Origin of the sequence: Kosakonia sp. WA-90, from assembly GCF_039871955.1 — a bacterium.
Taxonomy (GTDB): domain Bacteria; phylum Pseudomonadota; class Gammaproteobacteria; order Enterobacterales; family Enterobacteriaceae; genus Kosakonia; species Kosakonia oryzendophytica.
Genome location: NZ_JBDPLJ010000001.1, coordinates 134,545 through 155,943, shown reverse-complemented (window position 1 = coordinate 155,943; position 21,399 = coordinate 134,545). Strand labels below are relative to the sequence as shown.

The 21,399-nt window shown below is 54.6% G+C and carries 17 protein-coding genes; 7 read left to right on the top strand and 10 right to left on the bottom strand.

The features are described 5' to 3' along the window. Positions 1–14: 14 nt before the first annotated feature. Both ABGA49_RS00700 and ABGA49_RS00695 read right to left on the bottom strand, forming a co-directional pair. Positions 15–1,028, bottom strand: coding sequence for an alpha/beta fold hydrolase (locus ABGA49_RS00700; RefSeq protein ID WP_347664965.1), 1,014 nt, complete (start codon positions 1,026–1,028; stop codon positions 15–17). 61 nt (positions 1,029–1,089) lie between these two features. After that, entirely contained in the window at positions 1,090–2,151 is a 1,062-nt protein-coding gene (locus tag ABGA49_RS00695) for a YncE family protein (RefSeq protein ID WP_061495961.1), read from the bottom strand. 262 nt (positions 2,152–2,413) lie between these two features. Here ABGA49_RS00695 and pqqU point away from each other — a divergent pair, with 262 nt between their 5' ends. Next, entirely contained in the window at positions 2,414–4,522 is a 2,109-nt protein-coding gene (gene pqqU / locus ABGA49_RS00690; RefSeq protein WP_347664964.1) for a TonB-dependent receptor PqqU, read from the top strand. 309 nt (positions 4,523–4,831) lie between these two features. Continuing rightward, positions 4,832–5,833, top strand: a complete 1,002-nt coding sequence (locus ABGA49_RS00685; protein ID WP_347664963.1) for a S1/P1 nuclease — start codon at positions 4,832–4,834, stop codon at positions 5,831–5,833. Positions 5,834–5,916: 83 nt separating this feature from the next. Here ABGA49_RS00685 and ABGA49_RS00680 read toward each other — a convergent pair whose 3' ends face one another. From ABGA49_RS00680 to ABGA49_RS00665, 4 genes are all read right to left on the bottom strand, one after another. Further along, entirely contained in the window at positions 5,917–7,851 is a 1,935-nt protein-coding gene (locus ABGA49_RS00680) for a methyl-accepting chemotaxis protein (RefSeq protein WP_061495967.1), read from the bottom strand. Positions 7,852–8,044: 193 nt separating this feature from the next. Beyond that, positions 8,045–8,701, bottom strand: a complete 657-nt coding sequence (locus ABGA49_RS00675; protein ID WP_061495969.1) for a GntR family transcriptional regulator — start codon at positions 8,699–8,701, stop codon at positions 8,045–8,047. Between the two features lie 254 nt (positions 8,702–8,955). After that, on the bottom strand, positions 8,956–9,993 hold the full coding sequence (locus ABGA49_RS00670; protein WP_061495971.1) for an NADP-dependent oxidoreductase: 1,038 nt from the start codon (positions 9,991–9,993) through the stop codon (positions 8,956–8,958). A 67-nt stretch (positions 9,994–10,060) separates the two neighbouring features. After that, positions 10,061–10,636 carry a helix-turn-helix transcriptional regulator gene (locus ABGA49_RS00665; RefSeq protein WP_061495973.1) on the bottom strand — a complete coding sequence of 192 codons (576 nt, stop codon included), beginning with the start codon at positions 10,634–10,636 and terminating at the stop codon, positions 10,061–10,063. A gap of 37 nt (positions 10,637–10,673) precedes the next feature. On the opposite strand from ABGA49_RS00665, the gene ABGA49_RS00660 reads away from it, so the two are divergent. Then, positions 10,674–11,192 carry a GNAT family N-acetyltransferase gene (locus ABGA49_RS00660; protein WP_061495975.1) on the top strand — a complete coding sequence of 173 codons (519 nt, stop codon included), beginning with the start codon at positions 10,674–10,676 and terminating at the stop codon, positions 11,190–11,192. Then, positions 11,189–11,638 (top strand): DMT family transporter, encoded by a 450-nt coding sequence (locus ABGA49_RS00655; RefSeq protein ID WP_061495977.1) that lies wholly within the window; start codon positions 11,189–11,191, stop codon positions 11,636–11,638. The genes ABGA49_RS00660 and ABGA49_RS00655 overlap by 4 nt, the downstream gene beginning before the upstream one ends. On the opposite strand, the gene ABGA49_RS00650 is transcribed toward ABGA49_RS00655, so the two are convergent. Both ABGA49_RS00650 and ABGA49_RS00645 read right to left on the bottom strand, forming a co-directional pair. Beyond that, positions 11,639–11,872, bottom strand: coding sequence for a DUF2526 family protein (locus ABGA49_RS00650; protein WP_347664962.1), 234 nt, complete (start codon positions 11,870–11,872; stop codon positions 11,639–11,641). It abuts the gene before it with no gap. 10 nt (positions 11,873–11,882) lie between these two features. After that, positions 11,883–13,481 (bottom strand): ABC transporter substrate-binding protein, encoded by a 1,599-nt coding sequence (locus ABGA49_RS00645; protein WP_088237580.1) that lies wholly within the window; start codon positions 13,479–13,481, stop codon positions 11,883–11,885. A 278-nt stretch (positions 13,482–13,759) separates the two neighbouring features. Here ABGA49_RS00645 and ABGA49_RS00640 point away from each other — a divergent pair, with 278 nt between their 5' ends. The 3 genes from ABGA49_RS00640 to ABGA49_RS00630 are packed head-to-tail and all read left to right on the top strand — an operon-like array spanning position 13,760 to position 20,293. Further along, a complete protein-coding gene (locus tag ABGA49_RS00640; RefSeq protein ID WP_347664961.1) occupies positions 13,760–15,139 on the top strand; it encodes an SrfA family protein in 1,380 nt (459 codons plus the stop codon). 4 nt (positions 15,140–15,143) lie between these two features. Further along, positions 15,144–18,122: a virulence factor SrfB gene (locus tag ABGA49_RS00635; RefSeq protein WP_088237582.1), complete on the top strand. Its 2,979-nt coding sequence runs from the start codon at positions 15,144–15,146 to the stop codon at positions 18,120–18,122. Further along, on the top strand, positions 18,119–20,293 hold the full coding sequence (locus ABGA49_RS00630; RefSeq protein ID WP_347664960.1) for a virulence factor SrfC family protein: 2,175 nt from the start codon (positions 18,119–18,121) through the stop codon (positions 20,291–20,293). The genes ABGA49_RS00635 and ABGA49_RS00630 overlap by 4 nt, the downstream gene beginning before the upstream one ends. A gap of 34 nt (positions 20,294–20,327) precedes the next feature. Here the strand turns inward: ABGA49_RS00630 and ABGA49_RS00625 are convergent, their stop codons facing one another. Beyond that, a complete protein-coding gene (locus ABGA49_RS00625) occupies positions 20,328–21,089 on the bottom strand; it encodes an alpha/beta hydrolase (RefSeq protein ID WP_347664959.1) in 762 nt (253 codons plus the stop codon). Between the two features lie 63 nt (positions 21,090–21,152). After that, positions 21,153–21,326, bottom strand: a complete 174-nt coding sequence (locus ABGA49_RS00620; protein ID WP_071890021.1) for a GhoT/OrtT family toxin — start codon at positions 21,324–21,326, stop codon at positions 21,153–21,155. Positions 21,327–21,399 lie beyond the last annotated feature (73 nt).

Sequence of the window (21,399 nt, the reverse complement as noted above, 5' to 3'; positions counted from 1 at the left end):
TATGTCTGCGCGCTTTACTGTATGCACGTGCCGGTGTGTATCCAGCCCGTTATCCCGCTTAGCGCGCCCGGTGCCCAGGCGTACTGACCGGATAACAGAAACACCCCCTGCTTCCAGAGTGGCCATTGGGAAGGCAGTTGATAATCAAACCAGCGACTTCTCAGTAAGCCGTGCGTTGCGCCAGCAACCGGTTTGATGCAGCGCACAGTATTGGCCGGTAAGTCCGCCGCCCATACCGCGAGTGTTTCCTGTGGGTCAACATTCCTGTCGTCCTTGCCCATCAGGATCATCACCGGCGTGTGCATGCGGGCAATGGCACCCCTGGCATCAGCAAAGGCATTACGGCGCTCAAAATCATCCCGGTTACAGCTCACCTGGCACGGGCGTAACGCCGCTTGCGGGGTAAACTGTGTCGCGAAATCAATGCTATCACGGGCCACGGCCTCACGGATGTTTTGTTCTGACATGCCTTCCCGGCTGAGTCGCTGGCGCAGATAATAGCTCCCCTGATCGCGCCAGTTGATCGCTGCGCCAACCAGTATGGCAAAATCCGCCTTCGCGAAGGCGCTGGCGTCGGGAACAACCCAACCCGCCTGGGAAAAGCCGAGGAAGCCAACGCGACTCGCGGCCAGTTCCGGCATCTGTTTAAGCTGTTGCAGCATAAAGGCAGCTTCGTGCGCGCGATCATCCATGGTTTGCGCCAGCCAGTTTCCCTGACTTGCTCCCACGCCTGGCTTGTCCCAGGAAAACACCGCAATACCCTGAGAGACAAGATAGCGCACAAGCGGCAGATAGCCGCCGTCCGACCAGCGATCCTGTGCCCCATCGCCATGCACCAGCAATACCACTGGCGGTGAAACCACGCCGTGCGGAACAATTAACGTTCCTTCAAGCCGGCTCTGTTGATAATCCACCTGCAAGGTATGTTGCTGCGCATCCGTCGGCAGCGTGAAGTCCGTTAAGCGGTAAACACCCAACGCACCCAGCGTCAGTAGCAGGCCCATCACGATAACCAGGCAATTACGCATCGCTTTACTCTTCCGTCAGTCATAAAAAAGCTCCCCGTAGGGAGCTTAAGCGATGGCGAGATTACAGCGCAATGCGGATCACATCATCCGGCTCGGTGGCTTCTTTTTCACGGCTGGAGGCCTGTTTCACACTGACAAACAGCGTCTTGCCGTCTGCAGAGAGTGCCAGACTGTTGGGGTGAGTCGGTGTGTCGAAGGTTTTGACAACCTTGTAGGTTTTGCCGTCGATAACGCTGACTTTCCCGGCTTCGCGGTGGGTAACATAAGCTTCATTACGCGTCGGGTTAAACAGCACCGCCAGTGATTCTGGCACGGCGACTTTCTGTAACACGTTACCATTGCGGGTATCAACCACCAGAATTTCCGCCGCTTTGGAATCGGTCACAAAGGCACGGTGGCCCGCTGTGTCGAGGCTCAGGTTCAAATAAAAGTGTTCTTTACCGTCATCCTGAAGTTTTTTACGTGCGATGATGCTGTTTTTGCCGGTATCGACAGTGATCAGTTCACCGTCACCGTTGGTGGTATAGAGGCGTTTTGCTGCCGCGTCGATCGCCAGCCCGGTGCTGTAGGTGCCGGTCTGCGTAATGGTGGTTTTCAGTTTCAGCGTTTCGCCATCCACGACCCAGATTGCACTCTCTTTCCCGACCCCGGTGATATACACCGTGTTGGTGTTCTCATCGACCGCCAACTCGCGCGGCTGCAACGGACGCACGGTTTCAGAGCGTTTGCGTGCATCCAGCACCACACGTCCTTTTATGATGCCGCTTTTGGCATCGATCGCTGTGATCGTGCCATCGGTAGTATTGCCAAACCACAGGGTTTGCGTGCGGGTGTTGATCGCCGCGCCAAACGGTTTCAGGTCGCTGTGAATGGACTGTGTGATCGCCAGCGTTGCTGGGTCGAGGCGGTACACCACCCCGCCTTTATCGGTTTTTCGGCTTTGTGCCGTTGCCAGCCAGAGCGCATTTTCCTGCTGGCTAAAGGCCATTTCATACGCCCCTTTGCCTACGGCTTTGCGCAGCATCTCTTCTGCTGCCTGTGTGGTGAATGACGCCGCCAGCAGTAGTGAGCCGAGGACCAGGGAATGCCGCAAACGCGGCGAGCATAAATGACGTAAAGACATGACGACTCCCTTTGATTAACACGATTGTTATTTTTCACACGCTTCCAGTGTGCGACGCCACAGCCTCGCTTATTGTTATAAGTGAGAATAGTAATCATTAATGACAGTAATGTGGAGTCATAATTTTTGAACAGGCGTTATCGCGGTTTACTCACTACGCTTATTATTAACGTAATGTGCGCTTAATGTTTTCAAATGATTAACATGCGATTTAACATATTGCCGTATTTTCCTATTAGTTCGTTTTATAACCGGTTCCGCCATGACTATTTTTTCCACCACCAGGCTCACTTTGCCGGCCTTGCTGCTCCCGGCTCTGGTGCCCCCTTCGGCTTTTGCCGATGAACAAACCCTGATTGTCAGCGCCACACCCCACACCGTTTCTGAACTGGATACGCCTGCTGCTGTGAGCGTTGTTCAGGGCGATGATATTCGCCAGGCCACGCCACGGGTCAATTTGTCTGAGTCACTGGGCAGTGTCCCCGGTTTGCAGGTACAGAATCGCCAAAACTATGCACAGGACCTGCAATTGTCGATTCGCGGGTTTGGCTCCCGCTCAACCTATGGCGTGCGCGGTATCCGCATGTATGTTGACGGCATCCCCGCCACCATGCCGGATGGCCAGGGGCAGACATCGAATATTGACCTCAACAGCGTGGAAAGTATTGATGTACTGCGCGGCCCGTTCTCGGCGCTTTACGGTAACGCGTCTGGTGGTGTGGTGAATGTCACCACGCAAACCGGAAGGGAACCGGCGACGATTGAAGCCAGCAGTTATTACGGTAGCGACGCCAGTTGGCGCTATGGAGTGAAAGCCACCGGCGCGATGGGTGATGGCACCCATGCCGGGGATGTGGATTACACTGTCTCCAGTACCCGTTTTGTGACGCACGGTTATCGCGATCGCAGCGGTGCACGTAAAAATCTGGCGAATGCCAAACTGGGCGTACGCATTGATGATGCCAGCAAACTGAGCCTGATTTTTAACAGCGTGGATATCAACGCCAACGATGCGGGAGGCTTAACCCAATCCGAGTGGCGAAACAATCCGCGCCAGTCTCCACGCGCCGAACAGTACGACACACGCAAAACCATTAAACAAACCCAGGCGGGTTTACGCTATGAACGCCAGCTCAGTGCACACGATGACCTGAGCGTGATGATGTATGCCGGAGAGCGTGAAACCACGCAATATCAGTCCATTCCCCGGGCACCACAACTGAATGCGCAGCATGCCGGGGGTGTGATCGACCTGACACGTCACTATCAGGGGATCGATACACGCTGGACGCATCGCGGTGAGCTGGGTGTCCCGGTGACGTTTACCGGTGGGCTGAATTACGAAACCATGACCGAACAGCGCAAAGGCTATGAAAACTTTGTGATGAGCGGCACGACGCCTCTCTACGGTCGTGAAGGCAATCTGCGCCGTGACGAGCGCAATCTGATGTGGAACGTTGACCCCTATCTGCAAACCGGCTGGCAGTTAACCGAAAAGCTGGCGTTAGAAGCTGGCGTTCGGTACAGCTCCGTGTGGTTTGACTCCAACGATCATTACATCACTGCGCGGAACGGCGATGACAGCGGCGAGGCGAATTACCATAAATGGCTCCCGGCAGGGTCGCTGAAATATGCCGTCACCGATGCCTGGAATGTGTATGTCGCCGCCGGACGTGGATTTGAAACACCGACCATTAATGAACTCTCCTACCGTTCCGATGACCAGAGCGGACTCAACTTTGCGCTGAAGCCGTCGACTAACGATACGGTAGAAGTCGGCAGTAAAACCCGTATCGGTAATGGTTTACTGACGGCGGCGCTGTTCCGTACTGATACGGATAATGAAATCGTCACCGATACCAGCAGCGGAGGTCGCACGACCTATAAAAACGCCGGGAAAACCCGTCGCCAGGGTGCTGAGCTGTCTCTGGATCAGCAGTTTGCCGGAAACTGGCGGGCTAAAGTGGCATGGACCTATCTTGATGCCACCTATCGTAGCGAGGTGTGCAATGACGCCGACTGTAACGGTCACCGTATGCCGGGTATTGCCCGAAATATGGGCTTCGCTTCGCTGGGCTGGATCCCGGATCAAGGCTGGTACGCCGGTGCGGATGTACGGTATATGAGCGACTTGATGGCGGATGATGAAAACACCGCGAAAGCGCCGTCTTATACCGTGGCGGACCTGAATACGGGCTACAAATTTCGCTATGGCAACTGGATGATGGATCTCTTCGGGCGTATCGATAATCTGTTTGACCGCGAATATGTGGGGTCGGTGATCGTTAACGAGTCGAATGGGCGTTATTACGAACCTGCGCCGGGGCGTAATTACGGTGTGGGCTTGTCGGTGGCTTATCAATTCGAATAACACGGAAATCGGGGTCACCCGCCGCCGGGCGGGTGACCTCTTAATGCTTACGCAGTTCTATCCAATACACTATTGCTATACATGCATCCTTCCCTGTTTTTGGGCGAGCCAGTCTTCGGCTGCGGATAAAAAAACATCTCTTGCTATCATTTATTGTGCCACTCCGGCATTCATTCTGGTCTGAAGATGACGTTTTCATCGCCTGATTCATGTCAGGGCGGCGTTCGTCGTCAACACACCTCTGCAGTCCCGTCATCGTTGCGCAGCAAAGCGTTACATCAGCAAGCCAACTGAGAAAAAGGGGTTGTTATGAAAGTATCAAAATGTCTCTGTGTTGCGTTGTTTTTTTATACAAGTACATCTCTGGCGTGGAATTATCAGGGACATCAAATTATTGGTGAAATCGCTGATACGTTAATTGCGGGTTCGAATGCTGAGCGGCACGTCCGCGAAATACTGGGCGAAGGTATGACGTTAAAAACCGTATCCGTGTGGGCTGATTGCGTGAAATCGGTGAAGCGCAACGACAACAACGGTCGCTTTTACTACCAGGAAGATGGCAAATATGCCGAGTGCGCTATTTTTAAAGATTGCACTCCACTGGTGGACTATGTGAAGCGCAATTGGGATCAATGTACCCCCGGGAAAACGGTTAAAAACTGCCATGGATATTACCATTTCACCGATGTTGCTATCCAACGGGACGCCTATCAGCAGGGAGAATATGGCACCTCAAATCATGATGTTGTGCAGGCTATCAACGCCGCAGTCCGCGTGTTACAAGGGGGCACAGCCCCTGCACCGTTTGACATTGCAGATAAAAAAGAGGCGCTGCAACTGCTGGTACATTTCGTAGGCGATGAAACACAGCCGCTCCACGTGGCGGCCATTTATCTTAATGATCAGGGACACCCCATAGACCCCGACCGGAGTGAGTCTGCGCAAGGCACAGATACTCGCGGAGGCAACGATCTGATCGCTGGCAATACAACGCTTCACGCGCTGTGGGATATGCCGCCGAAACGCTATACGGAAAAAGAGGGATGGAAAGCGTTGCTGCCCGGCGCAACGGCTATACCCGCGCCGACAGGCGATCTCTCCACCTGGCCGGCGCAATGGGCCAGCGATACGCTCGTTAATGGCCGTGCCGCTTTCCAGAATGTGGTGTTTGGTAAGAAAACGTGGGGGAACTGGACGGTAGAGTATCAACCCGATTACACCGCGCAGCGGGAAGCTCTTCAGGCAACGCAGCTTGAGAAAGGCGGCGCCCATCTGGCCTGGCTTCTGAAAGCCCTTTGGCCAGATAACTGATGCACGGTCATTTTGCCGGTAAGCAAAAATGAAAAGCCCGGTAGCATGGCGCATCCGGGCTTTTTGATTGGCTCACTGCGTGTTTAGAAGGTTGTCCAGCCCTCTTCGCTGACGGCCGTTTCACGGGGTTCCGCTTTTGCTTTCAGGTTCGGCTTGATCGTCGGTTTCCCTGCGGAAGCCGGTTTCGCGCCACCCTGTTCAAGACGAAACGTGGCGACCAGCTCTTCCAGCAGACGCGCCTGCTCTTCCAGCGAACCTGCCGCAGAGGAGGATTCGCTTACCAGTGACGCGTTCTGTTGTGTGGTGCTGTCCAGCTCGCCGACTGCGCGGGCAATCTGTTCGATACCCCGGCTTTGTTCTTCGGAGGCGGAAGAGATTTCCCCCATAATGTCATTCACCCGGGTGACGGACTGCACCACCTGATCCATGGTTTCCCCTGCTTTCGCCACCAGTTCGCTACCGATGTTAATACGGGAGACGGATTCACTAATCAGCTGTTCGATATCTTTCGCCGCCTGCGAACTGCGCTGAGAAAGGCTGCGAACTTCGCTGGCCACTACCGCAAATCCCCGGCCCTGCTCACCTGCACGGGCGGCTTCCACAGCGGCGTTCAGCGCCAGGATGTTGGTCTGGAAAGCGATGCTGTTGATCACCGCGGTAATATCGGCAATTTTGTTCGAACTGCTGTGAATATCGCCCATGGTATCCACCACTTCGCGCATCACGCTGCCACCTTCGCTGGCGGTTTTCGACGCCTGCGCCGCCAGACTGCGGGCATTGCGGGCGTTATCGGCGTTGTTTTTCACCGTGGCGGTCAACTGTTCCATGCTGGCAGCGGTTTCCACCACGGCGGCGGCCTGTTGCTCAGTACGGGAAGAGAGATCGGTGTTGCCTTCGGCGATTTCCGTCGCCGCGCGTGATACCTGACTTACGCTGTTGCGTACTTCATGGATCATGTCGCGCAGGGTGTCGTTCATACGCCCCATGGCACCGGTCAATTGCCCCAGCTCATCTTTGCTCTGCGCCTGAATATTCGAACTGAGGTCGCCGCTGGCAATACGCTCCGCCAGCGCCAGGTTACGGTCAATCGGACGGGTGATTTGACGGATAACCCACCAGGAGACAATCACGCCAATCAGAATCGCAATCACACCGATGATTGCCGCAATAGAACTGGACGTGTACGCCAGCTCATCGTTATGGGCTTTGACCAGTGCAATGATCTGTTTGAGTGAGGCGCTGCTGTTGTCGCCGCCGACCTTAACTTTATCCTCCGCCGCTTTCAGTGCCTGCCAGGCGGTAAAGTAGTTCACGCTCAGATCGCGGTATTTCACCGTATCATCCCACAGGGATTGCAGCGGTGACTTCAGCTCCGCCGGCAATTGACTCGCCAGCGCCTGTACGCTTTTCTGCGTCTGGCTAAAACGTGTATCCAATGCGTCGCGGGACGCCTGGCTCGGGCTATAACGCACTACCAGCGCCGCATCACGCACGGCGCTGATGGCGAACAATTGTTCGTAAACCTGCGTCATCAGGTTGGCATCGGCGAGCGGTGTATGGATAAGCGCGGTGTATCGTGCGGAGAGATCGCTTGCGGCCAGTTTGTCCAGCGCATCGCGTATAGCGCGAATGTCACTGGTGGCTTTTTGCATCTCGCCGATGCTGCTCTGGAACGTATTAAGGTGGCCCGCCACATCGTTGATGATCTGCTTTTCAGACGCAGACCAGGAGAGTGCGTCCGCGCTGGCGGTTAACTCGGAAGCGTGACGTACATAGTTGGACATCACCTCTCCGGATTTATCATCACCATAAAAGTATTTCAGGCGGTTTATCTTCGCCTGAAATACTTCAATGTTGATGTTATACATCAGGTTTGTTTTTTCGTAGACGTCGCGTATTTCTTTAAAGCGCAACATACTGAGGATGGTGGCGATGGCAACCAGAAATAGCACCAGACCAAACCCCACTGACAGCTTTCTGCTGATTTTTATATTACTCAACCGCTGGCTAAATGACATTCAGGACTCCTTGCTAAACAGCAAATGTTAGCGCCTAACTGCGCCAACATTTGTTATCGGCACACTGTGCAAGGATTTCAGCCTTAAGCGAGTCTTATCAGTGAAAAACGTGATACAGATGCTCCCCTTACGCAAATTTTAGCCGGGGAGCATGTATATTTGACTTTAAACCATAGGTTTTATCAATTATCACTCAGCGATGGAACTGCTTGTTGATAATGGTTGCGCCCTCATCAATGGCTCGCCATAGCGCTCTTTCACTGGCAAAACCATCCCCTTCTTCGAGTGCAGCCAGCAGGTCACTGTAATCATGCCCGCGTGATAACTCAGCAGAAGACGGATAAAGATAATTAAAACAGGGGCCGATACGGACCCATAATTGTTCGATAAGCGCAGTTAATGTTGGCATCCCCGCTTGTTGGTAAACGCTAAAGCGAAATGCGCGATTGGCCTGTAGCGTTTGTTCGGTGTTGCCACTTTTTAACGCTTCATGGAAGGAGCCCGCCAGCATCCGCAGTTCCCTGATTTTATCTTTGGTCATATTCTGGCTGGCGGAGCGCGCAGCCATACCTTCCAGGTTTTTTCGAATCAAATTGATTTCGTTATAACGTTCAAGGCTGACCTCCGGAACAAGAAACGCCTGGGCGGGAGTGGCATGCAATGCACCGGCGGAGACCAACCGCAACAGTGCTTCGCGCACCGGTGTAATACTGGTGCCAAGTTGATCTGCTATTTCTTTCGTAATGAGACGTGCGCCAGGTTTGAGGGCGCCAATAATAAGCGCACCTTTCAGACTGGCTTCAACTTGCATAGTGAGGCTGGTCCGCTGCGCTTTTTCCAAATCAAGCATGTTTGCATCCTGTTTAAATTCTTATCTATTATCAGCCTGGTAGCGTGTCCGTGATCTTTTTGCAAAGAATATATTATATAAACACATGCCTGGTATTGGATTGTCGCTTAAAAGTAGAACAAATGTTATTTATTATGCACAACCACCAGGAACTGCCTTCACAAGGTCATCAGTTCCTTATGCTTGTATAATTAAAGACGTTTTTTTAGATTTTGCACAATTTATGATGGCGGTTTTTTACCGCCATCGTTTGCTTAGCTTTCTGCGCCTATTTTGACTACCGCTTTGCCAAAGTTTTTTCCTTCGAGCAGGCCGAAAAAGGCGTCCGGCGCGTTCTCCAGCCCTTCTGTCACATGTTCGCGATAGTGGATTTTTCCTTCACTCACCCACTGCCCCATTTCTTGCTGAAATTCGTTTAGGCGGTGACCATAATCCTGGTTAATAATAAACCCTTGCAACCGGATTCTTTTTTTCAGCAGCGTGGCCATTAATAGCGGAATACGATCGGGTCCGGCGGGAAGCTCGGTTGCGTTATAACCACTCACCAGCCCACAAAGCGGAATTCTCGCCGCAGTATTTAATAACGGCAGTACGGCATCGAATACTTTTCCACCGACATTTTCAAAATAAATATCGATACCTTGTGGACAGGCCGTTTTCAGTTGTTGGGCAAAATCTGGCGCATGGTGATCGAGGCAGTGATCAAAACCCAATACATCCACAGCGTGGCGACATTTTTCACTGCCCCCGGCCACTCCCACTACATGGCAACCTTTCAGTTTGCCGATTTGCCCAACGGTCGAGCCGACCGGCCCGGTAGCGGCAGCAACGACCAGTGTTTCTCCGGCTTTCGGTTGACCAATATCCAGCAGTCCCATATAGGCGGTAAAACCCGGCATACCAAGCACACCCAATGCCCACGAAGGGTGCTGCGGGTTTGCGCCCAGATTCACCAGTCCTTCACCACCCGAAATGTCATAGTCCTGCCAGCCGCTGTAGCCTAATACCCAGTCCCCTTCAGCAAAGTCCGGGTGCAGCGACGACACCACCCGGCTAACCGTACCGCCGCACATCACTTCATTTATTTGTACCGGCGGCGTGTAGGAAGGCGCATCGCTCATACGCCCGCGCATATAAGGATCTAAGGACAAGTAAACCGTACGCAGCAACACCTGGCCTTCTCCAGGGGTGGCAATGCTGTCTTCTTCCAGGCGGAAATTGTCCGCGTTCGGCGCGCCGTGCGGGCGTGAAGCCAGCACCCAACGGCGGTTACGGTGAGATTGTTGATTCATTCTGCACTCCTCTGCTTGTCAGACTAACTATTGATACTAGTCGCTGACTGCGCGGTGTGCGTTTCCATTACGAGCTGGAATGGTTAAGTCGCACAACCAGATAATGGCACGGCGCATCACTTTCGTTGATAAACCGGCAATCATTGGGGGGGCCCAGTTCCAGACAATCCCCGGCTTTCATTTCGTGGCGCGTGTCCCCTTCCTGAAAAACCAGCTCGCCTTCCTGCAACCAGATTAACTGGCGCGCCAGCGCATACGAGGAGGCTGGCATCGGGATGTTGCTGCCCGCAGGCAGTTCAATGTGCACGAGATCGATAGGCAAATCGCTTCTGGGGGAGACGTGGCGTCGCAGATAGTGGCTTTGCGGATCGCGCCAGACCGGTTGATCGGCATAGCGCAGCAGTTTTCCTTCCTGCATTTCCGCACGCGCAATCAGCGTTGACATACTGATGCCAAACGCGCCGGAAAGCCGCGCCAGCAGTGCCGCGGTTGGGCTGCTTTCTGCACGTTCTATTTTGTGGATCATCGCCCGTGACACCCCGGCGCGCTCCGCCAGTTCACTGAGCGACCAGCCGCGGGATTCGCGTTCGACACGAATTCGTGCACTGATCCGTTGATTTATAGTGTCTGAGATAGTATTCATATCGTAATACTATAGTGTACAAAAAAGAGGTTCAACCATGAGTATTCGTTATGCTGGCAGAGAGGACTGCGCGGCAATCGCCGCGATTTATAACCATGCTGTGGTGAACACGGCGGCGATCTGGAATGACCAAACCGTCGATGTGGAAAATCGTATCGCCTGGTTTGAAGCGCGTGCTCTGCTCGGCTACCCGGTACTGGTCAGCGAAGAGAACGGTGTGATTACCGGTTATGCATCCTTTGGCGACTGGCGCGCTTTCGACGGGTTTCGCCACACCGTTGAACACTCGGTCTATGTTCATCCGGATCATCAGGGCAAAGGCCTGGGACTGGCATTAATGGAACGGTTAATCGAAGACGCCAAACGCTTGGGTAAACATGTGATGGTGGCGGGCATTGAGGCACAAAACCACGGTTCCATTCATCTGCACAGCAAACTGGGTTTTGTCACGACCGGGCAAATGCCACAGGTTGGCACCAAGTTTGGTCGCTGGCTGGATCTGACGTTTATGCAGTTACAACTGGATAACCGCACCGACCCGGACGCGCTCCCATGAATCAGTCGCTAACGCTCACCTTTCTGATTGCCGCCGGTATTGGCCTGGTGGTGCAAAATACCTTGATGGTGCGCATCACGCAGTCAGCATCGACAATCCTTATCGCGATGTTGCTGAACTCGCTGGTGGGCATTGTACTGTTTGTCAGTATCCTGCTGGTTAAATATGGCCTTTCTGGCTTTCAGGAACTCTATGCCAGCGTGAAATGGTGGACGTTAATTCCAGGTCTGCTGGGGTCATTTTTTGTTTTCGCCAGCATCAGCGGCTATCAGTATGTCGGCGCGGCCACCACCATTGCGGTGTTAGTGGCAAGCCAGCTGATTGGCGGGTTGGTACTGGATGTTGTCAGAAGTCACGGGATCCCGATGCGGGCGCTTATCGGCCCGGTGTGCGGTGCCGTACTGCTGGTGATTGGCGCCTGGCTGGTGGCCAGACGCCAGTTCTGATCACAGGATCGAGCCACCTTTGGTCAGCTGTTCCCGTCGCGCATCCAAATCTTCTTTATGCTGGCGACCATGATGAGCAATGGCTTGTCGCAGGCGCTGTTGCTGAGCATAACGTTCTTCACGACTCAGCGCGGCGTCATCGCTCAATTCAATCAACAGTTCGTTCATGTCGGCAATAACACTCTGTTCAATGGCCGCATCGACGCGGGCAACAACTTCGTCCAGGTGTGACATACCCTCTCCTTTAATTCAGTTTTGCTTTCGAAAAATCACTGCCCATCAGGCTCACGCTGTAACCGGTCACGTTACTGCGAGTGGCATAGAACGTTTTACCATTCGCCAGCGCGATCCATGGCGCTTGCTGGTAGAAAATCTCCTGTGCCTGGCTGTACAGTTTGGCGCGCGACGCCGGATCGGCCACCACCTTCGCTTTCTGTACGAGAGCATCATACCCTTTATCGCACCAGCGGGCGGCGTTGGAACCGGTTTTTATGCTGTTGCAACCAAGCAATACATCAGCAAAATTATCCGGATCGCCATTGTCCGACATCCAGCCAAACAGCGCCGTGTCGTGTTCGCCTTTACGCATCCCCGAAAGGTATTCGCCCCACTCGTAAGAGACAATTTTCGCTTTCACGCCCACTTTTGCCCAGTCCGCCTGAATCATCTCCGCAATACGGCGCGAGTTCGGGTTGTACGGGCGCTGCACCGGCATTGACCACAGCGTGGCCTCAAAGCCTTTATCCAGACCGGCCTGTTTGAGCAGCGCTTTGGCTTTTTCAGGATCGTAGGGGTAGTCCTTCAGGTCTTTATTAAAACCGAGCATATTGGGCGGCAAAGGCGATTTCGCCACGCTACCGGACCCCAGGAAGACGGCGTTAACAATCGCGTGTTTATCGGTCGCATAATTCAGCGCCTGGCGCACCAGCACATTATCGAACGGTTTTTTCTCCGTATTGAACGCCAGATACCCGACGTTCAGCGCATCGACCGTGTGCAGGGTCAGGTCTTTATTATTTTTGATTTGATCAAACTGCACCGGCGAAGGTGCGGGAATAATCTGGCACTCGTTGGTTTGCAGCTTCGCCAGTCGCGTCTGGACATCTGGTGTGATGGCAAAGATCAGGTGTTTTGTCGGTACCGGGCCATCCCAATAATTCGGGTTGGCAATATAACGAATCTGCGCGTCGGCTTTATATTGTTGCAGTGCATACGGGCCAGTGCCAATAGGCCAGGTGTCGACGTATTCCGGCGTGCCTTTTTTCAGCATCGCATCGGCATACTCCGCAGAAAGAATGGAGGCAAAATCCATTCCCCAATCTGCCAGAAACGCGGCATTTGGCTCATTGAGCACAAACTGTACGTGGTAGTCGTCGATTTTTTTCACTTCTTTGATCAGCTTATCAAGGCCGACATCGGTGAAGTATTCGTAATTACCTTGCGAAACATTATGATAAGGATGTTGCGCATCTTTTTGACGCAGGACGGAGAAAATCACGTCATCGGCATTAAAATCACGCGTGGGTTTGAAGTATTTGTTGCTGTTGAATTTCACGCCCTGACGCAACGTAAACGTCCAGGTTTTGCCATCGTCGGAGACTTTCCACCCGGTAGCCAGCGACGGAATCGGCGTATTTTTTACCGGATCGAAGTTAACCAGACGGTTGTAAAGCACCTGCGAGCTGGCGACAAACGTCGGGCCGGAGCTGGCAATCTGTGGGTTAAAGGACTCTGGCGACGCTTCAGAGCAGTAGATGAGGGTATCATTTGCCGCTGCCCATGCAGCGCTTGCTGGTAACAGTGTGCTCAATGCGAGAGCGAGCAGCGTTTTCCCTGTGGACATATCAGGAACCTTCTTTTTTATATGGAGCCGTAATCACAGCATAGCTCCGGCAAACTGGCAAATAACGATTCACGCTCAGGTTATTCTAAAGCAGTTGATTTCGCTGAAATATCCACCATAATTAACATTAAAATTTATGTTAAGTGTTTTTCGTGCCGTCAAGTCGATTCGACGGTATCAATGCGTCGAGAATTCAATGGTTTTGAGCTTTCTTCTGCCGTTTACTTGCTATCGCATTGCGTAGAGTAGACGCGTGAAGAAGTCTATGGGATGAAAACGTGGCAAAAACTCTCTTGCGCAGCGGTGATCTGGATGATTTCCAGGCCGTTGGCGGCGGCGGTCAGGCCGTATTTGATTCGGCATTGCAAATTCGTGAAGCACTCCGTCTGCGTAAGCAGCAGGCGTTGGTAGACTGCCTGGCGATTCCCCAGGTCAATGATGAAGGCGATCGTGTTGACTGGTATTCGCCCGTTGAGGGGCGTTCGGTCTCGTGGAAGGCCGCCGATGAAGAGGCGCGTTTTAAGGCATTGCGCTACCTCGAAAGCACGCTGGATAGCGCCGCGGCATTGAGCCGCAAATGCATGCAATCGCCAAAAACGGCGCAGCAGTTATTTGGCTCCCTGCTGGAAAAGGCGTTGCAGTTTCCCGGCGAAAACCATGTTTTCCTGGTCGATGGTAAACCCGTCATCACCTTCTGGGGGTTCGTCAACCTGAACGAAAGCGCCCGTGAGGATGTCCTCGAATGTTTGCGCCAACAGGAAGAGGAAGAACCGGTCATTATTCTGCCACCGGAACCTGAAGAGGAAGAGCCTGCGGTTGCCGTAACATTCAGCCAGGCTGATGAACCGCTGTTGACGCCAGCGCCGGAAATCAAACCTCAGCCCGCACCCGTGCCGCCTGTGCAAAATGTTGCGCCGACTGTGGCCCCGGAGCCCGTTCCACCTCCCGCACCTGCTCCTGCGCCGACGCCGATGCCGGTGGCGAAGAAACGCCGTCGTTATGGTCTGTGGGCATTGCCGGTTGCGGCGGCCGTCGCCATTGCCGTGGCAGCACCGTTCGTCCTCAATCAACAAACGACGCAAACCCCTGCCCCCGCGCCCGCCATGCCGCAGCCAGCTCCGGTGGAGATTGCACCAAAACCGATACAGGCAGCACCGATGCTGGCAGCAAGTTTGCCGCTGCATCAGGCTGAAGTACGTGCTGAAGTGCGTGCAGAAGAGAAAGCGCCTGAGCCCCGTGAAGTGAAAGAGCCGGTGGTGATCAACGCCATTCCCAAAGATGCGCTGGTGATGGACGCCCTGCAGGTGAAAATTGGCTCTACGCGCTTCCTTAACGGCAACTGGCGCGTGGCGCTGGACGTTAAAGATCCGGAAACCGGCAAAGCCCCTGCTGTGCGCTTCCAGATCCAGAACAATAAAGGCACGGCACGCATTGTTCACGGTAAGAATATTACCTGCCGCGCGGATCTCTACTCCGGTCTGCATGGCACTGGTGAACTAATGATTAAGAGCCGTGGCAACGCACGTTGCAGTGACGGATCCCGCTACCCGATGCCGGAAATTTCCTGTAAAGCAAGCACCAATGACGTCGCGGAATGTAACGCGCGTTTTGACGCCAAAACCACCGTTCCGGTGACGTTCAGAAAAACAGGTGACTGAGTTTATGCTGGTTAATCTTTGCGACTACAAACAGAGCGTGACGCTGATTGCCAACAGCGGCGTGCAATTTCTTGATTTCGGCCTGACGCCGCAAGATCCGCCAAACAGCGGTCGGTTCGTCCGTAAAACCGCCAACGGCCCGCTGCTGCGTCTGGATTTCGACCTGCTGAACGGGCGCTTTACCCTGCCCGGTCGCGACGGCGGCCAACCAGAAGTGGTGAAACCGGAAAGCACCCACGCGTTACAGTATTCGCTGGCGCTGCTTGACGGCGTCTGGCTACCGATTCCCTTTTTACGCTTCAACCCGCCGCGTACCTTTGTTGAAGGCCCGGATAACTGGGCGCGCGTGCAGATCCGCAAACTGAGCGAGCCGGACAGCGCAGGTAATACGCACCGCGTGGCGCTGGCGCTCGACAGCCAGATTAACGATCTCTCGCCGGGCAGCCTTGCGCCGCTGGAGAACGATATCCTTAATGGCACCCGCTTCTCTCTGGCCTGGCGCGATGACGAAGTGGCGGATTTTCTCGATCAAACCTGGGTCGACGGCTGGTTGCGCGAAGCTTTTCAGCAGGCCACGCAAAACGAAAACCGTAGCGAGCGGGATATTAACCAGGCGCTGCGCAGTTTTGAGTACCAGGCGCACTGGTTGAACCTGATGACGCTGCTGGGTACGCAGTTGCAGGTGCCAGAAGTGAAGATCGTCACCCATACCCTGAGCACCCCGGCGATCCCGGTGGATTTGATTCTGGATGTCGGTAACACCCATACCTGCGGCGTGATTATTGAAGATCATGGTGATGCTAACGATGGTCTGCGTCAGACTGCCGAACTGCAGGTGCGTTCCCTGAGTGAACCGCAGTTCCTCAATGAGCCACTGTTTACCAGCCGTCTTGAGTTCTCAGAAGCCCGCTTCGGCAAGCAACATTTTTCCGTAGAGAGCGGGCGTGAAGATGCGTTTATCTGGCCCTCTATCGTGCGTGTCGGTGATGAAGCCCGCAAACTGGCGATGCAACGTCTGGGCACCGAAGGCAACAGCGGGATCTCCAGCCCTCGCCGCTATTTGTGGGACGAAACCCCGGTCTTGCAGGACTGGCGCTTTAGCCAGATGAACAGCAAAACCCAGCGTGAACCGCTGGCGACTGCATTCCCGCTGATGAACCTGATGAATGACGAAGGCCAGCCGCTGTACAGCCTGCCGCTGGATGAGCGTCTGCCGGTCTTTTCACCGCAGTACAGCCGCAGCACGCTGATGACCCATATGCTGTGCGAATTGCTGGCGCAAGCGCTCGGGCAGATCAACAGCGTTGCCACACGCTTGCGTCTTGGTTTCCCGGCTTCGCCGCGCCAGTTGCGTACCATCATTCTGACCCTGCCCTCCGCAATGCCAAAACAGGAGCGGGAAATTTTCCGCCGCCGTATGTTTGAAGCTATCGCGCTGGTATGGAAAGCCATGGGCTGGCATCCGCAGGATGAAGATTTCGCCAACCGTAAACAGCAGGAAAAAAGCGTTGTTCCGGTGCCGCATATTCAAATGGAGTGGGACGAAGCGAGCTGTGGGCAACTGGTGTGGTTGTATAACGAAGCCATTTCCCGTTTTGCCGGGCAAACCGAAACATTCTTCGCCGCGACCGCTCGCCCGGATCGCACCGACGCACCGGAGGCCGCGCCGGGTCGTTCGCTGCGTGTTGCCTCCGTGGACATTGGTGGCGGCACCACGGATATGGCGATCACCCATTATCAGTTGGATGACGGAACCGGCAGCAATGTGAAAATTACACCGAAACTGTTGTTCCGCGAAGGTTTCAAAGTGGCCGGGGACGACATTCTGCTGGACGTTATTCAGCGCTGCGTTCTGCCTGCATTGCAAACCCACATGCAAAAAGCCGGGATCACCGATGCCGCTGCGATTATGGCGGCCCTGTTTGGCGATTCCGGCCGTATTGATACTCAGGCGGTATTGCGCCAGCAAACCACGCTGCAACTCTTTATGCCTATCGGCCATGCTATTCTTGCCGCCTGGGAAGAGAGCGACATCAACGATCCGCTGGCCGGGTTGCACGCCACGTTTGGCGAGTTGCTTACCCAACAGCCAACGCGCAATGTGATGAACTACCTGAAGCAGGCCATTGATCATGCGCTGCCTGCGGGTTCTGCTGAATTTGATGTACTGGATGTTCCGTTACAGGTGAATTTCCAGGAGTTACAAAACGCCATGCTGGCCGGGCAGTTCACCCTTACCGCCCCGCTCCACGCAGTGTGCGAAGCCATCAGCCATTATTGCTGCGACGTGCTGCTCATTACCGGCCGCCCTGGCTGTCTGCCTGGCGTACAAGCGCTGATCCGCCACTTACAACCAGTGCCGGTCAACCGAATGGTGTGGCTGGATAAATATCGCGTGCATGAGTGGTATCCCTTCAGCCAGCAAGGCAAAATTGGCAACCCGAAATCCACCGCGGCCGTCGGCGCGATGCTCTGTAGCCTGGCGCTGGATTTGCGTCTGCCGCGCTTTAACTTTAAAGCAGCGGACATTGGCGCCTACTCTACCGTGCGCTATCTCGGGGTGCTGGATAACGTGGTCAACACCCTGCGCGACGAGAATATCTGGTATCACGACATTGATTTAGATAAGCCGGGCGCGAAGCTGGACGCGCGTTTACACTTCCCGCTGCGCGGAAATGTAACGTTGGGGTTCCGCCAACTGGCAAATGCCCGCTGGCCAGCCACCCCGCTCTATACGTTGAGTATCAACTCTCAGGAACTGGCGAAAGCCATTGCCGGAGACGGTGTGCTGAACGTGCGTCTGAAATTCAGCGGTGGTAACAAACAACATGGGCCGGAATCTTTCGCCCTCAGCGAAGCCTGGTTACAGGATGGCACACCGGTCGCCCCTGATGCGTTAACGTTTAAACTGAATACGCTGGCCGATCGCCGCCATAGCGGAAGCCATTACTGGATCGACAGCGGGAGTGTGTACCTGAAATGAGTGCGAGCGCAAAGACTACCCAAGCGTTGACGGCATGGATCAACGAAAACCGCCTGCTATCGCCGTTGCTGGACGACGATGCCGATGCGCTGCTGGCGCGCCTGACCACCGCCGCTGCTGAAGAGTCTGCCTTAAAAGAGGCGGAGGATGCTCCCTGCACCATCGGGTTGTATGGTCATTCGCAAGCGGCGAAAGCCCATTTGCTCAATGCGCTGTGTGGCACTGGCAACGGGCGGCTGAATGTGCGCCCTGGCGACAAAACGCTGGACTACTTTACCCATATTAATCCGGGGCACGGGCTGACCAGCATGGCGTTGCGTTTTAGTCCGCGCACAAGCGGGATGGATGAGAGTTTTCCGCTGCGTCTGCGCATTCTCAGCGAAGCTGAACTGGTGCAGGTTTTTATCGCCCATGCACGCCAGCAACCGGAACTGCGCGCCGTGGACAAATCCGTTATTGAAGATCGGGTAGCAAAATGGCGCACCCTGCGTCAGCCCAATGCGGTTCCCGGTATTTCGGCGCTGGAAATTGGCGCCATTGCCCGCTTCTGGCGTTCGGTGGTGCCATCATCACTGCAACATATGGACGATGCGTTATGGCATCAGTTCGCTTCTCTTCTGCCGTCGCTGGATCTCACCGCGCGCGCCAGCGCCTGGTCGCTGCTATGGGGTGAACAGCAAGAGCTGACGCAACAGTGGTTGTCGCTGGCCCATACGCTGCATCAAACCGGCAACGCCAGCGAACTGGCAGCCCCGCTTAGCGTACTGGTGGATAATTTTGCCCTGCCGACGGACGGTTTTCTCACCCCGGCGGAACACCGTTCTGAAGAGATTCAGGACGACGTGGTGGTGCATCCCTGGTCTAATGACCAGTTGCAAAATGCGGTGAGCGTGCCGCTGGCGACCCTTGCCCTGATTACCCGTGAACTGGTGCTGCCGGTTGAAAACAGCGTGCTGCCCTCGGTGGATATTCTGGATATCCCGGCCCCGGGTCCTCAGGAGGGGCAACCGCTGTGGCGCAGTAAATGCCGCTGGCTGCTGGACAATTATCGCCAGCGTCTGCAACCGGATGTGCTGATGATCTGTAATGCCACCGCAGAACGCGCAGCGACAGGCGTCACAGCCCGTGCCCTGCTGAACTGGGTTAAAGAGACGCAATCCGGTCAGGAAACGGCCTTACCGGGTCTGGTCTGGGCCATTACGCCACAGGACGCGCGTTTTACCCAGGCGCAAAACCTCGACGAAGCCGTTCAGCAATTAATTGGCAAACCGGGCCAGCACTGGGGCACATTGCAGGCGTTGGATGCCAGCAGCCTGCAACGCCTGTTGGAATGGCTGGCGCAGGCCACCGCACCGGGTCTGCGCCAGAACCGTTTGAAAGCGCTGACCGAGCGTCATCAACAAACGCTGCGGGATCTGCTGCAAAGCTGGGCCGCTGCGCCGGTCAGAGAAGTTACGGTACAGCGTGCGCGTGCGGAATCGGTTGTCCGTGAACTGCAAGGCCAGGCGTCCCGGCACGGTGAGTTGCTGGAAGGCTTACTGCCGGATATGCAGCAGTTCGATACGCTGTGGAAAGTACAGCAGCCCCGTGAAGAGAAAGTCAGCGGCCTGTTTAATGAGTCTATCGATCTGTTTGCCGAGTCCGCTGAAAACACGGAGCAGCAACCGATGGCGAAAGACATTGGGCAGCAGGCGCATGCGCTGTGGGTAAATCATGTTCGCCAGTGGAGCCGTAACGACGACAATGCAGCACGCCTTGGCATTTCTCCCGCTGCACTGCGCCATATGGCGGAGACGGTGATTATCAGTAGCTATCGCCTTAACCTGCCGGAGCAACTGCAAAAAGTGATGCAGCGCGATACTGCCTGCGCCGCGCAGTTGTACGCTGCGATAGGGAACTTTGTCGCCTGGCTGGGTTATGCCGATGTGCCGGAAGACAAGCGCCCGGCCAGCCGCGTACAAAAAGGCAGCACCATTTTTGCCAGCGCCGCGGTAAGCATGAATGATGCTCGCTTAACCAAACTCAGTGAGCAGCCGGTTCATGCGGCGACCCGCTACGTTTACGACTGGCTGGTTGCTCTCTACCATCGCGCGACAGAAAACATTGGCTACAGCCACCCGCTGGATGTTTCTGCCGCCGCGCGTAAGAAACTCAAAACCTTACTGCCTTAAAAAACCCCCCGGCCACGCAGGTGTGCCGGGGGTTTTACTCATGTTCGGCAATAAAGGCGCTCAGCGCACGTGCCAGCGCAGCGGGCTGTTCCCATGACATGGAATGCCCCGCCTGCGGAATGATCCGCACCTCTATACCTTGATCCAACACCTGTTGAGCATCGTTATCCGGTAGCGATAACTCACCAAAAATCAGCGTCTTTGGCCGTGGAAAACGGCTAAACAACGCCATCCATGACGGGGCAATACCGTCAACCAGGCTTTTCGCGCCACGCCATATAGCCCAGGACGCGTTACTTTGCAGGCTGCCTGCCCACGGTGTTTTCTCCTGGCCTAATAACATGGCGTAACCGCAGGTGACAAATTCGGCTTCCTCTTCAGCGGCAATCACCCGGCTGAACACCCCGCCTCCGGCATGAAAATTGGGCTCGGAAACCGCCAGCGCGCGAATCCGTTGTGGGACCAGCGCAGCCACTTCAATTGCAATACTGCCACCCATGCTGTGGCCATACAGCCAGCAAGCGTCAAGTTGCAGATAGTCAAGGAGTTCAACGATGACCTTCGCCTGTTCACTGGTGCGGTAGGAAAAACTCGCCGGACGTTCGCTGTAACCGCTGCCGGGCAGATCGATAAGGATCGCGCGCCGGCCGCCGAAGGCTGGATCGGTTACCACGCGCGGGTATTCATACGATGATGCGCAGCCCAGTCCATGGATAAAAACCACCGGATCGCCGTGACCGGGCAGATCCTGCCAGCGAACCCACCCTTGTGCCTGCTGCGAATAAAAACTGTTCATGTGTCTCTCCTTTACCGTAATACTGTAATTATATACAGCAATCCAGTAAAGTGGCGAGAAACGTTAAAACAGAGAAAAAAGTAAGGCGACAGGAAAACTGATGGGCCAGGTTGCACCCACTAAAAAGGCACTGAGAATACGAATTTTGCGGGTATCACTCGCAAGGAAATACGTTATTACACCGGACACGACCGCCATAACACCGTAAAAGATGAGTAGCTTTGTATATAATTCCAACGTCTGTCTCCTGTCCTTAGGTAAAACATCCGCGGCATATGTTGCACTTTTTTTAAGATTTTTGTGTTTTCAG

Coding starts and splice junctions, on each gene's coding strand:
- ABGA49_RS00670 (WP_061495971.1), bottom strand. CDS start 9,993: ATGAATCAACAATCTCACCGTAACCGCCGTTGGGTGCTGGCTTCACGC.
- ABGA49_RS00635 (WP_088237582.1), top strand. CDS start 15,144: ATGCTGGTTAATCTTTGCGACTACAAACAGAGCGTGACGCTGATTGCC.
- ABGA49_RS00660 (WP_061495975.1), top strand. CDS start 10,674: ATGAGTATTCGTTATGCTGGCAGAGAGGACTGCGCGGCAATCGCCGCG.
- ABGA49_RS00625 (WP_347664959.1), bottom strand. CDS start 21,089: ATGAACAGTTTTTATTCGCAGCAGGCACAAGGGTGGGTTCGCTGGCAG.
- ABGA49_RS00645 (WP_088237580.1), bottom strand. CDS start 13,481: ATGTCCACAGGGAAAACGCTGCTCGCTCTCGCATTGAGCACACTGTTA.
- ABGA49_RS00695 (WP_061495961.1), bottom strand. CDS start 2,151: ATGTCTTTACGTCATTTATGCTCGCCGCGTTTGCGGCATTCCCTGGTC.
- pqqU (WP_347664964.1), top strand. CDS start 2,414: ATGACTATTTTTTCCACCACCAGGCTCACTTTGCCGGCCTTGCTGCTC.
- ABGA49_RS00700 (WP_347664965.1), bottom strand. CDS start 1,028: ATGCGTAATTGCCTGGTTATCGTGATGGGCCTGCTACTGACGCTGGGT.
- ABGA49_RS00665 (WP_061495973.1), bottom strand. CDS start 10,636: ATGAATACTATCTCAGACACTATAAATCAACGGATCAGTGCACGAATT.
- ABGA49_RS00650 (WP_347664962.1), bottom strand. CDS start 11,872: ATGTCACACCTGGACGAAGTTGTTGCCCGCGTCGATGCGGCCATTGAA.
- ABGA49_RS00675 (WP_061495969.1), bottom strand. CDS start 8,701: ATGCTTGATTTGGAAAAAGCGCAGCGGACCAGCCTCACTATGCAAGTT.
- ABGA49_RS00630 (WP_347664960.1), top strand. CDS start 18,119: ATGAGTGCGAGCGCAAAGACTACCCAAGCGTTGACGGCATGGATCAAC.
- ABGA49_RS00685 (WP_347664963.1), top strand. CDS start 4,832: ATGAAAGTATCAAAATGTCTCTGTGTTGCGTTGTTTTTTTATACAAGT.
- ABGA49_RS00655 (WP_061495977.1), top strand. CDS start 11,189: ATGAATCAGTCGCTAACGCTCACCTTTCTGATTGCCGCCGGTATTGGC.
- ABGA49_RS00680 (WP_061495967.1), bottom strand. CDS start 7,851: ATGTCATTTAGCCAGCGGTTGAGTAATATAAAAATCAGCAGAAAGCTG.